The 14,927-nt window shown below is 52.8% G+C and carries 8 protein-coding genes; 3 read left to right on the forward strand and 5 right to left on the reverse strand.

Annotation, left to right across the window (positions count from 1 at the left end; genetic code table 11):
• Positions 1-23: 23 nt before the first annotated feature.
• On the reverse strand, positions 24-170 hold the full coding sequence (locus tag FGU46_RS00170) for a hypothetical protein (RefSeq protein WP_286475258.1): 147 nt from the start codon (positions 168-170) through the stop codon (positions 24-26).
• On the opposite strand from FGU46_RS00170, the gene FGU46_RS00175 reads away from it, so the two are divergent.
• The 3 genes from FGU46_RS00175 (at position 157) to FGU46_RS00185 (ending at position 4,520) form a co-directional block, all read left to right on the forward strand.
• On the forward strand, positions 157-1,779 hold the full coding sequence (locus FGU46_RS00175) for an Ig-like domain-containing protein (protein ID WP_286475261.1): 1,623 nt from the start codon (positions 157-159) through the stop codon (positions 1,777-1,779). The genes FGU46_RS00170 and FGU46_RS00175 overlap by 14 nt on opposite strands.
• A 194-nt stretch (positions 1,780-1,973) precedes the next feature.
• The gene (locus FGU46_RS00180) at positions 1,974-3,656 is read left to right on the forward strand and encodes a 2-oxoacid:acceptor oxidoreductase subunit alpha (protein WP_286475263.1); all 1,683 of its coding nucleotides are present in this window, start codon (positions 1,974-1,976) and stop codon (positions 3,654-3,656) included.
• Complete coding sequence (locus tag FGU46_RS00185; RefSeq protein WP_286475265.1) at positions 3,657-4,520, forward strand: thiamine pyrophosphate-dependent enzyme; 864 nt, start codon at positions 3,657-3,659, stop codon at positions 4,518-4,520.
• Between the two features lie 63 nt (positions 4,521-4,583).
• Here FGU46_RS00185 and FGU46_RS00190 read toward each other — a convergent pair whose 3' ends face one another.
• From FGU46_RS00190 to FGU46_RS00205, 4 genes are all read right to left on the reverse strand, one after another.
• Positions 4,584-5,069 (reverse strand): HEPN domain-containing protein, encoded by a 486-nt coding sequence (locus FGU46_RS00190; RefSeq protein WP_286475270.1) that lies wholly within the window; start codon positions 5,067-5,069, stop codon positions 4,584-4,586.
• Positions 5,070-5,305: 236 nt separating this feature from the next.
• On the reverse strand, positions 5,306-6,175 hold the full coding sequence (locus FGU46_RS00195; RefSeq protein ID WP_286475272.1) for a cation diffusion facilitator family transporter: 870 nt from the start codon (positions 6,173-6,175) through the stop codon (positions 5,306-5,308).
• Between the two features lie 206 nt (positions 6,176-6,381).
• Positions 6,382-8,757, reverse strand: a complete 2,376-nt coding sequence (locus tag FGU46_RS00200) for a DEAD/DEAH box helicase (RefSeq protein WP_286475274.1) — start codon at positions 8,755-8,757, stop codon at positions 6,382-6,384.
• Between the two features lie 33 nt (positions 8,758-8,790).
• Positions 8,791-14,745: a DUF3320 domain-containing protein gene (locus FGU46_RS00205; RefSeq protein ID WP_286475276.1), complete on the reverse strand. Its 5,955-nt coding sequence runs from the start codon at positions 14,743-14,745 to the stop codon at positions 8,791-8,793.
• Positions 14,746-14,927: the final 182 nt, after the last annotated feature.

The raw sequence follows: 14,927 nt of genomic DNA on the forward strand, positions 1-14,927 counted from the left end.
CATAAAACAATTAAGAGAGAATTTTAAATGGGAGGAGGATTTATGAGGCGGTTTTCAATATTCTCAATATTTATATTCAGTTTATTATTTGGAATTGTTTTTGGTGGAGCAGTATCTGCAGTTGAAAATGTGACAACCTTAAATGGAGAAGATCTAATGAATTCTGACATAACTGCCCCCACCATTACCGCCACTGATCCGGCCCAGAATGAGGTGAACGTATCCAAGTCTCAAGTAATCACTGTTACCTTCAGTGAGGATATTAAGGCTGGATCGAATTGGATTGAGGTTTTAAATAGTAGTGGAAGCCCAGTACCCCTCACTACCTCCATTAACGATAACGTGCTCACCATCACCCCGGAGGTTCCCTTTAGTAATGGGAAGCATTTATTGCTCATACATACCGGGAGTGTTACTGATCTAGCTGGTAACCAGGTCGCTGCCTATGTATCCAGTTTCACGGTGGATGCTATTGGTCCCCGGGTATCAACCACCGACCCGGCTAACAAGGCTACCAATGTGGCTGCTACTAAGGAGATCAATGTTACCTTCAATGAGAATATTCAATCCGGAAGCATGTGGATCGAACTAGTCAACAGCAGCGGATCATCCATACCCCTAAACTTCTCCATCAACGGAAAAACACTCACCATAACCCACGAACCACTACCAGAATCCCCCTACAACCTACTCATACACACCGGCGCACTAACCGACTCCAATGGCAACCCCACATCACCCCAGGTCAGCAAATTCAGTGTGAAGTCTGTAGTAACCTCCATAGATCCTGCCCATGGAGCCTTGAATGTGCTTATAACTAGGGACCTTAAGGTAACCTTCAACGACTTCATCCAGGCCGGAAGCATGTGGATCGAACTAGTCAACAGCAGCGGAACTTCCATACCCCTAAACTTCTCCATCAACGGAAAAACACTCACCATAACCCACGAACCACTACCAGAATCCCCCTACAACCTACTCATACACACCGGCGCACTAACCGACCTTGCCGGTAACAGGGTAACATCCCAAATCAGCACCTTCAGTGCCGGGACCTACGTGGCCCGGATCGAAGTCATATATTCCGGAACTGGAGGGGATATCACCAAAAATTCCCTGGTTTACAACAGTATTCCTCATACGTCAACTACTGACCAGATACTTGCCGCTGCAAAAAAAGGGACCCCAATGGTTACTATTGGGACTGGAAGCGGCCCTAAAGTGATGATTGTGGCAGGGGTGCATGGAAACGAACTACCGGCAGTTATAGCCGTCATGAAACTGATAAACGATCTCAGCAAAAAATCCATGGCCGGAACTATTTACGTGGTGCCCTTCGCTATTCCTTCCAATACAGTGGCAGTAACCCGGTACTGGAATGGTGTGAATCCAAACCATGTGGCCAACCAGGCCGGTACCCCGACTAATAAAATAGTAACAATGGCCAAGCAGCTTAAAGTTAAAGCTTTAGCCGATTTTCACTCCACTCAACCGGGAGGTGTTCCTGGAAAAAACAGCGTCCTGTGTACCAAATATCCGACCTATGAAAGCTACAAAATTGCATTATCCATTAGTAAACAAACCGGGCACAGTTTAATTTATGAATACCAGGCCGGAGCATCTTATCCCGGAGCAGTGGAAGACGTCTGTAACTTAGCAAAAATACCAGCAGTAACCTGCGAAGTATTATCTGCCCATGGTACCGTGGCTTCTGGAAGTGTAACAAGCTCATATAACCAGATGATCGCTTTTTTAAGGTATGAGACTCTAATTAATTAATCTAACTAAGTTTCATCCTGGAATTCTGGTAGGGGTATGCTAAACTAGTAATAAATATTTTTTTTTATTGGTAAGGGAAACAAATGGGTTTATTATAAATTTTATCCGAATTTTTTTTAAACAAAATTAAATAGTGGTTTAAACATATATAATCTGTTAATCATGGATTAGAGCAGTTAGAGGGGGTTTTTGTTATGGATTTTAAGTTTAAAAATAAGGATGAGATTACTCTGGTCCTGGGGGGTGAGGCTGGTCAGGGTATCCAGACTGTGGAACAGATACTCCTGTGGGCCTTTAAGATGACTGGTTTTAATGTCTGTGCCACTAAGGAGTACATGTCCCGGGTGCGGGGAGGTCAGAATTCCACCCAGATCCGGGTGTCCAACCAGAGGGTGTCGGCCTTCCGGGAGCACACCGACCTGCTGGTGGCCCTGAGCCCCGGGGCCCTGGAACACCTGCAGGACCGGGTGTCTCTGGATACGGTGGTTCTAGGGGATGAAAAGGTGGTGGCTGATGTTGCCCTGGGTTTGCCCTTTTCTAGACTGGCCCAGGAGGTGGGGGGGCCTATCTTCGCCAACATCATCGCCGCCGGGGCAGTGTGCAGTCTGTTCCAGGTGGAAGCTGATATCTTCAATCAATGCCTGTCGGCCATGTTCTCCCGGAAGGGAGAGGAGATACTCAGGAAGGATATCCTGGCCGGGGAGAAGGGCTACCAGCTGGCCGAGTCCTGGCCCAAAATTGTTCTAGAAAAAGATTCCACACTATCATCCCAGATTCTGTTAAATGGCAGCGAGGCCGTGGCCCTGGGCTGCATGGCCGGTGGTTGTAAATTCATATCCTCCTATCCCATGACCCCCTCCACAGCGGTCCAGACCTTCCTGGCTGAACATGGATCCGAGGTGGGACTGGTGTATGAACAGGCCGAGGATGAAATTGCTGCCTTGAACATGGCACTGGGAGCTTCCTACGCCGGGGCTCCCAGTATGGTAGCCACCTCTGGCAGCGGCTTTGCCCTCATGACCGAGGCCGTGGGCCTTTCGGGTATGATGGAAATCCCGGTGGTGATCTACATTGGAATGCGGCCGGGACCAGCGGTGGGTCTTCCCACCCGTACCGCCCAGGAGGACCTGAATTTGGCCCTGTACAGTGGTCCGGGAGAATTTGCCCGGGCCATCTTCGCCCCGGGCCAGCTGGAAGATGCCTACCAGTTATCTCAGAGGGCCTTCCACCTGGCGGATAAGTACCAGATCCCGGTTTTCATACTCAGTGACCAGTACCTGGCCGATCTCAACTGCAACCTCCCGGAGGATGGTCTGGTGGATGTGGAACCTGAAAAGTACCTGGTAGAAACCGAGGAAAACTACCAGCGTTACCAGTTGACCCCGGATGGCATCTCTCCCCGGGGAGTGCCTGGCTATGGAAGGGGACTGGTGGTGGTGGATGCTGATGAACACGATCAGGAGGGACATATCACCGAGGATCTGGAACTGCGCACCAGGATGGTGGAGAAGCGTTACCATAAACTCAGGATGCTGAGGGATGAGGCCCTGGCCCCGGTACTTTACGGTGAGGACGACTGTGAGGTGCTCCTGGTTGGCTGGGGTTCCACCTATCATCCCCTGGAGGAGGCCCGGCGGGAGTTGGACCGGGATGATGTGGGTGTTTTACACTTCCAGCAGCTTTATCCAATGCACCCGGACACGGATAAGTACCTGGAAGGTAAGAAAACACTGATCTATGAGAACAACATCCAGGGCCAGCTGGCCAACCTCCTGAAGCTGGAAGCCGGGGTGGACATCCAGAAGAGGGTTCTAAAGTACAATGGGATGCCCTTCTCAGTGGAGGAAGTGCTGCGCAGTGTAAGGGAGGTGGTGTAGATGAAACCGGAAGTTTATGACATGCCCGATGCGGATGTGGCCTGGTGTCCGGGTTGTGGGAATTTTGGTATCTTAAAGGCCCTGAAAATGGCCCTGGCCGACCTGGAAATCTGGCCTGAGAATCTGGTGCTGGTATCCGGGATTGGACAGGCAGGTAAGCTCCCCCACTACCTTAAAGGTAACGTTTACAATGGCCTGCATGGCCGGTCCCTATCCCCGGCCACTGGCATCAAATCCGCCCATCCCCAGCTCACGGTGGTGGATGTCAGTGGTGATGGCTGCATGTACGGGGAGGGTGGTAACCATTTCCTGCACACCATCCGCCGTAACGTGAACCTCACCAACCTGGTGCACAACAACATGGTCTACGGTTTAACCAAGGGACAGGCCAGTCCCACCAGTCTCCGGGACTTCCACACCCCTCTCCAGGTGGAGGGGGTGTTTGAGGAACCCTTCAATCCCTTATCAGTAGCCCTTGCTCTGGGTGCTGGTTTCGTGGCCCGGGCCTTCTCCGGGGATATAGAACGAACCAGGGATATCATAAAAAAAGCTATCCTGCATAAGGGCTACGCCCTGGTGGATATATTCCAGCCCTGCGTAACCTTCAACCGGGTGAACACCTACCGGTGGTTCCGGGACAACACCTACTACCTGGAAGATCACAACCCCACCGACCGGGTAGAGGCCTTCCGGAGGGCCATCGAGACCGGTCCCTATCCCCTGGGGATATTCTACCAGAACCCGGGGAAGAAGACCTTCGAGGAGAATCTGTCCATTTATATGGAGGATGAAAGGCCCCTCCACCAGAGGGAGATTAAGCGGGAGGCGGTTAGAAAACTGATCCAGTCTAAGAAAAAGATTTAATTAATGAAGCTGTATCTAAAAAATTACTAAACTACTAAAATAAATAATATTAAAAATTAGGACCTACAGGTAGGCCCTTTGCACGGCGTTCTGTTTCAGGAAGGCCTTTTTGGCGTAGTTGGTCTCGTCCAGGAGGATGCTGATCCTTTCCACGAAGTCAGTTCCCTGCTCGATAGCCTCATCAGCCTCTTCAGGGGAGGGGAAGGCCTGGAAGTGGTACAGATCCTGGTGGTGTAGGTTTAACATCCATTGTAGTAAATCTGTCCATTCTTCTTCCAGAAGTCCCTCCCGGTAATATTTTTGTAGGTAAAGGGCCAGGTATTCTGGTTTATCTTCCTGGTAACCATCACGCAGTAATACTGATCGGGCGGCATGGAAGAATGCCATGTAACAGGCAATACGTGAGGAACGGTACCCACCACTACTACAATTAAGTTGAGCCTCCTTCAGCCATATGCGAGCTTCTTTAAGGGACAGTTGACTTTTTAGCGGGGAGGGGTTTATCTTTTCGATGTAACCCTGATGGTACAGTCTGTTTACTTCTTCCATAACAATCACCATATTGGTTAATTTCATTCACGACGGTGCCCCCCCTGCACTTTCTTAGTTAAACCTACGAGTATTAATAATTTTGTTGATTAGGCATAACAATATTGCCGGTATGAACAATACTGGCATTTAGGCGTACTATTTCTAGTGGAAAAAATTTTCCCTAAAAGGAATAATCCTAATAAATAGCCCTTAGGAGATATGAACATCCTGATATTTAAAAAAAAGACTTTATTTCACTCATCGCATGGGTCCACGTGGACCACCACGTCCTTAACCCCCGGGATGTTGGTTTTCAATTTATCCTCAGCCTGGTGAGCTATCCTATGGGCTTGGTTTACCGAATAACAGGCATCCAGGGTGATGTGCAGGTCAACATAGATCTGGGAAGCCACTCCCCGGGAGCGTATGCGGTGGCAGTCCTTCACCTCCTCCAACTGGCACACTACCTCCCGGATCAGTTCCTCACTGAGTGGAGCCCGGTCCAGGAGCACATCTGAGCTCTGCTTTATGATCTTGACACCCATCCTGGCAATCAGGACCACAATCAGCAGGGAGATGATGGGATCCGCCAGGTTAAAGCCCAGTTTGATGAGTACAAAGCCCCCTATCACCACCAGGGAGGAGTAGATATCGCTCCGGGTGTGCATGGAGTCAGAGATAAGAATGCTGCTACCCAGCTCCTGACCCTTACGGTTCTCATACCAGGACACGGTGATGTTAACGGCAATGGTCACCCCCATTACCAGGAAGCTGAGGATGGTAATGTCCGGGACTGTTGGATTTAAAAACCGTCCCCAGGCGGATTGTAAGATCTCAAAACAGGTTACAAAGAGCAGTACTGCTATCCCCAGGGAAGAGAAGGTTTCGAACTTGGAGTGGCCGTAGGGGTGACTGGGGTCCGGTGGTCGTGAGGCCAGGATGATCCCCACCACCCCAATAACATTGGAGGTGGCATCGAAGAGGGAATGGAAACCGTCGGAGACCATGCTCAGAGAATTAGTGTACCAGCCATAGAGTAGTTTGGCCAGGGACACGGCCAGGTTAAGTACCAGTACTAAAAGTAGCACCCTTTTAACGGTGGTGTAGTAGGAATCATCTGGCAACTGTGGTTCACCTCACTTTTAAATAAAGGTAAAAAATCTGAGGGCTGGTACCTCTTAACATCTTATATGAGTATTCCTAGTTGAAAAATTGTAACAACCTACCTATCTCCCCATCCCTTTCCGGTAGAGAAGGTAATAACGGATGGCCAGGATCATGAAGAGAAGGATCACCCCGGCCATGACCACATAACCCCGATCCATAAATCCTAGACCTCCCTTTTCGGGTCGCCCTTTTTATAAACCTCCGCACCAACTCCCAACCGTGATTTACCCGGTCCCCGGGTCACTTCCCCCTCTTCCAATGGGAGGTCGGTGTCCTCCTTTTTGCCCATGAGCTTCAGCATCCGGGAGAGTATGTACTGGGTGCTTCTTTTGTGCAGGGGCTGGTTATCATTTCCACATTTGGGGGAGTAGATACAGGAGGGACAGCCCACCCGGCACTGGCAGGAGCGCACCATGTCGTAGGTAACCTCCACCAGTTCCTCCATGAGCTCCACTGCCTTCTCTGCCAGGCCAATCCCGCCCTGGAAGGCGTCGTAGATGAAGATGGTGGCCGCCCTGGTATCCGGATGGTGGGGGGTGGACAGTCCTCCAATGTCAAAACGGTCACAGAGCACCTTCAGGGGGAACATGGCAATAAGGGCGTGTTCGGTGCCGTGCAAGCCACCTTCGTAGACCTCCTGGCCACTGATGTAGTGGTTTATCTGGTCCTCTATATCCCCGGGGAGGGTGAACCACAATCCCTTGGTCCTGAAGTGCAGGGGGGGTAGGTTAAGAGGGTGGGTGGCCACGGTCTTACCCTGGCTGATACGTTTGTAGCGGTAGTAGTGTTCAGTGACCTCCACTTCCCCGTAATGTACCTGGAACTGGCCAATTTCCTTGCTGGTGAGCTCCTGGAGCACCCGCACGTCCACTTCCTTCAGGACTTGGGTGTGGTAGTTCAGATTCCGCTTGCGTACCCTGACCTCCTGTTTCTGGAGGTTGAAATCCTCCACCAGGTAGGTTTCTCCCTTGTTAATGAGCACCGCTCCCTGATGGGCCTCCAGGTAGGCATGGGGCCGGTCCAGGGTTTCCAGTAGTCGTTCGTCATGGTAGACCCGGAACTCGTCCCGGGATATGTGGTGCAGTCCCATCTGGAAGGCGGGGCTACCCTTACCCTTGTAGGTGAACCGGTCCCGGCTTTCCCGTACCTGATCGCTGCGTATCAGGTGGCCCATGAAGCCCGGGCCTGCCTGGAAGTAGTTCTTTATTTCATCCCGGCTGAGGGGCAGTTCGCTCATGGCGCATAAGAGGTGGTTGAAGGTGATGTGCACGTTCTGCAGGTCAATGATAGCATTCTCATGGGGCCGGTCGAAGAATACCTGGGGATTTTTCATGAAGTACTGGTCCAGAGGTCCCTCGAAGGCCACCAACACCACCAGGGAGTCGTTGTTTTTCCTACCGGAGCGGCCGGCCTGCTGCCAGGTGGAGATCATGGTGCCGGGGTAGCCGGAGATGATCACCACATCCAGGCTGCCGATATCTATGCCCAGCTCCAGGGCATTGGTGGTGGTCACCCCCAGAAGCTCCCCGGTTTTCAGGCCGTATTCGATATCCCTACGCTCCCGGGCCAGGTAACCGGCGCGGTAGGCGGTGACCAGACCAGTCAGTTCGGGGTGGGTATCCTGCAGTTCCTGCAGACTCCAACGGGCTATGAGCTCAGCCATACGCCGGCTGAGGGTGAAGCAAAGGGTCTGCAAACCTCTCCTGATAAAAAACAAAAAAAGGTTGGTGGTTTCCACATGGGTGGAGACACTATCCGGGGACAGGTAGGGATTGTAGAACAGGAAGTGCTTCCTACCCCGGGGGGAGCTGTCCTGGTCGATGAGTTGGAAGGGCTGGCCCACCAGTTTCAGGCTGAATTCCTCGGGGTTGGCCAGGGTGGCCGAGGATAGGATGAACTGGGGGTCGCTGCCGTAATAGTTGCAGATACGCCTTAACCTCCGGATGAGGAAGGCCACATTAGATCCGAAGACTCCACGGTACTGGTGGGCCTCGTCGATTACTATGAACTTCAGCTGGGAGTAGAAACGCTCCCACTGGTGGTGCCAACCCAGTATCAGGTGCAGCTGGTAGGGGTTGGTTAGGACCATCCGGGAGTGTCGGCGTATCTCCGGACGAATATCCCGGGGGGTGTCCCCATCGTAGATGGCCGGATCCAGGTCCATATTGCAGGCCTTCTCCAACCCCCTCAGCACCCGTAGCTGGTCATTGGACAGAGCCTTGGCCGGGTAGATGTAGAGGGCTGTGGCCTGGGAATCCCGGGACAGTTTCTCCAGAACCGGAAGGTTAAAAGCCAGGGTCTTACCCGAGGCGGTGGGGGTGGTTATGAGTATGTTTTTACCCTCCCGTACATGTCGCATCGCATCGGCCTGGTGCCGGTATAGTTTGATCTTCTCCTGCTTAAGGTAGTCCTCAATATTAGGGGGCAGATCATCTACCTGGCGGTACTGGGCCTTTTGGGCTTCCAGTTCCTCCACGTGTTCCACCTTACCCTGGAAGCGGGGATCATTGGTTAGTTTTTCTAGAACATTTTCTACCATCAGTGCTTACCTCAAAAAAATGGGGAATGTAAGTTAGTCTACTCGGGGGAAGTTGATCATACCGTTGGGCATGGCCACCAGTTCACCCCGCTCCAGGTATTCCCGGAGTATATGGTTAACCCGGTCCCGGGTGGCCTGCCGGGTGGATTTGAAGCCAAACAGTCGGGCCACCTGGGTTACCAGTTCCTCGGGGTAGGTGGCGTACTGGGTCTCGATGACCAAAAGAACCGCCCTTTTAATTTCCTCATCACTTATAAGTTCAATGCGGGCGGGTATATTCTCACCACGGCGTCGAACCCTGATCTCGCCGGTCCGGGAGAACATGAAGTCGTCCTGACTCGTGAAAAGTCCCTTATCCAGGGCCAGCTGGAGGGAGGCATCCAGGGTCTCCTTGATCCGCCGGCCGGATCGCTTCAGTCCCCAGTGACTGCGTATCCTCTTGTAGAGTTCGCTGACATGGATGGGTCCCTCGGTATCCACCACCCGGCGCATGGCCGGGGCCACTTCCTGGGGCAGTTTCTCGTGAAGGGGTTTGTCCTTGGTAAGTTCCAGATCCCGACACAACTGGTAGGCGGGTATCATATCCTCCAAGTTAACCTCCACCGGTACCGGGGGTGCCTCCTCCTCCACCAGGGTTTCTTCCTCTATCAACTCCACTTCTGGTTTTTTCTTACCCTCCCGGGCTTCCTGGATGGCCATAAATAGTCGGTTAAGGCTTTCATCCCGGTTACGGTACCAGTCCGTGGACCAGATACGGTAGATGTTCCAGCCCAGACCCTCCAGGATCTGCTGACGGAGACGATCCCGGTCCCGGGCCACGGGGGCGCTGTAGTACATAGCGCCGTCACATTCAATACCCAACAGGTAACGATCCGGGTCTTCCGGGTCCACCACCGCCAGATCCAGGCGGTAGCCAGCGCAGCCCACCTGCTGGTGCACCACCAGGCCCTCCTCCTCCAGGGCGGATTTTATGGAGTCTTCAAAGGGGGAGGTGGTTTCCACGGTATGAGAATCCAGACTTTCCAGGCTGCGGTGCTCGGCGTATTCCAGGAAGGTCTTCAGGGCCCGGAGTCCGAATGCCGATCCTTCGGTGACGTTTTTAAGGTCCCCGGCGTGGAAGTTGGCAAACACCACGCATTTTTGTTTGGCCCGGGTGACCAGCACATTCAAACGCCGTTCCCCTCCATCCTTGTTCAGGGGTCCGAAGTTATGGGTTAGTTTTCCATCCTCATCAAAGCCATAGCCCACGCTGATGAAGATAACATCCCTCTCATCTCCCTGGATGGTCTCCAGGTTCTTAACGAAGAATTTTTCCTCCCACTCTCCGAAGAAGTGTTTGTGGAATTTCTGGGCCCGTGGGTGGCGTTTGAGTTCCAGTTCCAGGACCTCCAGGATGGCCTGCTGCTGGTTTACGTTGAAGGTGCCGATACCCAGACTCTTGGCATCCCCGTAGTTCTGGTAATGGTCGAAGGCAGCCTGGACTACGGCCTTGGCTTCCTCCAGGTTGGTGGAGGTACGTCCCCGGTCGTAGGTGGCTATCTCCCGGTCCAGGGGCACGTACATCAGGCCCAGCTGGTCTGAGCTGTGGCAGGGTGAGGGATAAACGAAGAGGTGATTGTTGTAGAATTCCTGATTTGAAACAGCTATGAGAGACTCGTGCCGGCTGCGGTAGTGCCAGCGCAGCATCTTAATGGGGAAGCTTCGCTTACAAAGGTGGAGGATGCTCTCCATGTCCATGAGGGAATCCAGTTCGTAGTCTTCCTCACCCAGGGGATGGATGATGATGTCGAAGAAGGTGGTGGGTGGCAGTTGCTTGGTATCGCCCATCACCACCAGCTGCCGGCCCCGCAGAAGGGCTCCCAGGGCGTCTTCGGGTTTGACCTGGCTGGCCTCGTCGAAGATAACCACGTCGAAGCTGAGGTTGGGCACCCCATGGGGATCCAGGAACTGGGCAATGGAGAGGGGGCTCATCATGAAGCAGGGTTTGATGGTTTGTATCAATCCACCCGCGGCCAGGAGCAATTTACGGATGGGCATGTGCCGTCTTTTACGGTTGAGCTCCGATAGGAGGATGCCCAGCTCGGAGGTTGGGGTCAGGTTGGTGTAAACGTTGGGACGGGTCTCACTGAGTCGGTGGGCGATGCGTTCCCGGTTAAGCATCAATAGTTCCTGGTCCAGTTCCACGAACTGACGTATCTTGTTCTGGTGCAGGTCTCCCACGAAGTTCTGCAATGCCGGGTCCTCCAGGAAGGCCTGGCGAAGCATGCTATCGGCATAATCACCCATTAAACAGGGCAGGAGATCCTCACCGTCCAGGAGATCCTCCTGGATGAGCTCCAGTAGGGGCTGGGCCAGGGGTGGTAGTTCCCGGGTCTGGGATAAGAACTGGGACCAGGTTAAAAGCCGGGGAACCTCCTCCCGGAAAAGGGTCAGCTGGGACCTTATAGAAGTAAATGGGGTGCGGTTGAATCCTTCCGGGAACACCCGCGAGCAATCCAGGTTCAGGTACTGGTTCACTTCCTTCCAGATTTTCAGGAGTTCCTGATAGGAGGAGTACACCCTCTGGGTGGTCTGGTCAATCTTTCCCAAATCCCTATCCTGGCTGAGTATCTCCAGGGTGTGCTGGGATATTTTTTCCTGATCCATTAATTGATTTATTCGGGTGATGAACTGTAACAGTTGCTGCAACTCCTCCAGGTTGCTGTCCTCCTGCTGCCAGGTAGTGCCGAAAAGTTGGGTGGCCCTCGGTTCCCATTCCTTTAGGGTGTTCCTGATATCCTCGGATGCCAGCACCTCCCTCAAGTCCTTGATGGCTTCCTCCTCATCCTCTGGTGGTTCTTCCTGGTATAATCCCGCGATCTTCTGTCGCAGCTGGAAGTAGCTATCCACCCGGCTTTTAAAGGAGGCTGCATCCAATTTTAATTTCTGGAACTGGAATTCTTCGGTGGGGAGGGGTATGAATCCCTGCAGGTGCTGGGCCAGGTTGGTGATGGTGTCCAGGTCCTCCTGCAGCTGGGAGATGTTGGTCTTGATCCGGGGGTTGGGTCCCTTCTCGAATTTTAAAAGGGCCTCGTCGGTTAGTTCCCCGGCCATAAGCATTTTGCGGAATCTTATCAGCCAATCGGCCAGGTCACAGATGAACTGGGCGTCGGTGTGCTCTCCCTGCCAGGCCTGGCCAAAGAGGGACTGGGCGGTTTCCTGGGAGTGCTGGATGGACATCTTCAGATCCTGAAGTCGGATCAGGCCCTCCAGGTCCCGGCGGATTTGCTGGTCATCAGTGGGAGCCTCCTCCCGGTATAGTTGAAGCACACTATTTTTAACCTTCTTGTAATCTCCGCTTAGAAACTTCAAACGCTTGGCTGAGACATTGCTGAAGCTGTCCAGCCGGTCCTGCAGATCCAGTTCCAGCACATCCTCCTTGAAGTGATGGATGAGTTTAAGCTGCTTACGGTACTCCCGCAGCTCCCGGATGATGCGCTTGGCTTCGGGACTGGCACTGTTCCAGTCTGGATTTTCCAGAAGATTCCTCTCCACGGGTGGGGCGCTGGCAATAAGCCTGGCCTCCTGCAGTGTGTCTTCTAACTCTTTCTTATTCTGGGGTGGTCGGAGTCCGGTTAGATCCACCAGTTGATTGAGATTTAGGTTAAGATTATCCAGGGCCTGGATCAGCTCTTCCAGGGAGTTTAATATTTCCTGACGGTAGTCAGTGAATACTGATCCCGGTACCAGGAGCAGGTTCTTCCGGTAGTCCTCCAGGGACTGTAACTCCCTCCGGAGGTCCATCTTCAGGGCCTTCTTCTGGAACTTGCGGGTGGTGGTCTGGAACCTCTCCAGCAGGGTTATTATTTCCCGGGCTTGCTCCTCATTCCAGTCCGGGTTGTCCAGTATCTTTAGTGGAAGGGCCTGGAAATTGGATATTTCCCGGATTATCTCCAGGGTTTCATCCACTCCCTCCCGGGAGGAGGGAATGGTTACGCCGGTGTGTATAGCCAGCTCCTCCAGGGCCAGTTCCATCTCCCCCATACTGGTCAGGGCGTCGGTGAAGAGTTTCTTGATCTCCTCCTGGTCGGAGGGGAAGATAACCCCGGGCTGGGCATATCTCCAGGGATATTCCTTCAGGGGTTTTATGAATCGGAGTAACTGGGAAAGGTCTTTCAGGGAGGACACCGCACTGTGCCAGTTTTCACGGGTGAAACTGGCCGGGTCGGTGATTAACATCCGGGGCAGTATCTGGTCTTTGTCCTGGAAGTGCTGTAAAGCTTCCTCCTTCATTCCATATAACTGGAATACGGAGAAGCCCATCTCTGGCAGGGGCCGGTGTATCATCTCCCGGTAGTGGTTTAACTCCCGGCGCACCTCATCCAGTTCATGGAACTTGTCCTCCATGGAGAGGGGTGGGGTAGGTGGCTGGTACAGGGTTCTCTGCAGCTCGTTCAGGACCTCCTTCTTCTTGGACTTGTGGCTGTGCAGCTCCAGACAGAAGTCTCCCAGGCCTATACTGTCCAGACGACTTTTAACCACCTGCAATGCGGCCATCTTTTCACTGACAAAGAGCACCGTCTTCCCGGAGGCCATGAGTTCGGCTATGAGGTTGACGATAGTCTGGGACTTACCCGTGCCGGGCGGCCCCTCCACCACCAGGTTTTTACCGTGTTTAACATCCTCGATAACCGCGAGTTGTGATGAGTCCGCGTCCAGTACGGTGTAAACATCCCTGGATTTGAGTTTGTAATCCACATCCTCCTCTATGAAGCCAGGGTCGGTTTCCTGGCTTTCCGGGTTGAACATGGCCTTGATGATGAGGTTCTGGTCAAAGGACAGCTCCGATGGCCAGTGGTCCGGGTCCAAGTCCTGAAACATGACGAATTTGGTGAAGCTGAAAAAGCCCAGGTACACTTCCCGGTGCACCCGCCAGCCCGGGGCGTGGGGTATGGATGCCTCCACCTCCTCCAAGTACTGTCTTATTCCCTCACTGTGGTGGGGCATCTTCAGGTCCGGGATGGTGATGTACTGTTCCTGTAGTTTGGCCTGGAGGGAGATGTTGGGGATGATGTCCTCCCCGTTCCAGGATAGCTTGTAAGCCCCTCCCACTCCTCGCCGTTCCAGCTGGACTGGTATCAGGATCAGGGGGGCCCGGTGTAGGTCGCCACTGGTCTCCGTCCATTCTAGAAAACCCAGGGCCAGGTAGAGTACATTGTATCCCTGTTCTTCGAACACGGTCCGGGCGTGTTGGTGGATTCGAAAGAGCCGTTTCTGCAACTCCCGGGCAGGTAGGTCGGTCTGCATGAACAAGTCCCGTATACGCTTGTCCACCTGGCCCTCGGAGGGTGGAAGCTCCCATAACAGGTCGGATTCCTCCTTGGTTAGGTGGAGGTCCTCCTCCAGGTCCATTACATCCAGGGCTAATTTCTGTCCCCGGGCATCGTAGACCTCCTTGAGTACGATCCGATCCGGGGAGTCTTCCGGGTCAACATCATCCAGTGAGGGTTCACGAGTAAAGTAACTATCTCCGGTGTCAGGGATATCATCTTCACTACCATGGGGTCCCTCCAGAGACTCTTCCGTATCCCGGAGGGATTGATTCTCATGGGAAGGTAACTCTTCCCCATCCTCTGGATATAATCCGTCCTCATCCACGGCGGATAAATCCTCCTCATCAGCGGGGGATAGTTCTCCCTCTGGATTCGGAGTGGATGGTTCATCTCCATCGGGACTTCCTGGTCCCGATTCTTCATCAGCACTCTCCAATGAGGGATCCATCACACTCCGATCCAGGGACTCATACTCACGTGGACGGAACTGGAGTTTTTTCTCATTTAAAACCAGTAAATCGTACAGTTCCTCTGGAATCTCATCTTCCATGGGTATGACCCTGGTTCGGGGCCGGAAATTCAGAAGCTGATTACGCATGGTTAGGTCTAGGAGGTTCTGTCTTAACTTGTCAAACTGTTTCTCTATTGCTTCCCTGGACTTGGCTATAATACCCACCCCTTGCTTTTCAAGTGGAAAAGGGATAAAGTTAATTTCAATTATTAATTAACAGAACCTTAAACATATAGTTTTCTCTTCCCTCCATCATGATAACCCCAAACCGGGAACCTATCTAAAATTTTACCCCAAAACTTACCCCCAACCTTACTGGTACTCCAGGAGTTCAACCTCAAATTATG

The sequence above is a fragment of the Methanobacterium sp. CWC-01 genome, from assembly GCF_030323845.1.
GTDB lineage: Archaea > Methanobacteriota > Methanobacteria > Methanobacteriales > Methanobacteriaceae > Methanobacterium > Methanobacterium aridiramus.

What these genes read in the sequence shown, in the direction of transcription:
- FGU46_RS00175 (WP_286475261.1), top strand. Translation starts at nt 157, where the DNA reads ATGAATTCTGACATAACTGCCCCCACCATTACCGCCACTGATCCGGCC.
- FGU46_RS00170 (WP_286475258.1), bottom strand. Translation starts at nt 170, where the DNA reads ATGTCAGAATTCATTAGATCTTCTCCATTTAAGGTTGTCACATTTTCA.
- FGU46_RS00180 (WP_286475263.1), top strand. Translation starts at nt 1,974, where the DNA reads ATGGATTTTAAGTTTAAAAATAAGGATGAGATTACTCTGGTCCTGGGG.
- FGU46_RS00185 (WP_286475265.1), top strand. Translation starts at nt 3,657, where the DNA reads ATGAAACCGGAAGTTTATGACATGCCCGATGCGGATGTGGCCTGGTGT.
- FGU46_RS00190 (WP_286475270.1), bottom strand. Translation starts at nt 5,069, where the DNA reads ATGGAAGAAGTAAACAGACTGTACCATCAGGGTTACATCGAAAAGATA.
- FGU46_RS00200 (WP_286475274.1), bottom strand. Translation starts at nt 8,757, where the DNA reads ATGGTAGAAAATGTTCTAGAAAAACTAACCAATGATCCCCGCTTCCAG.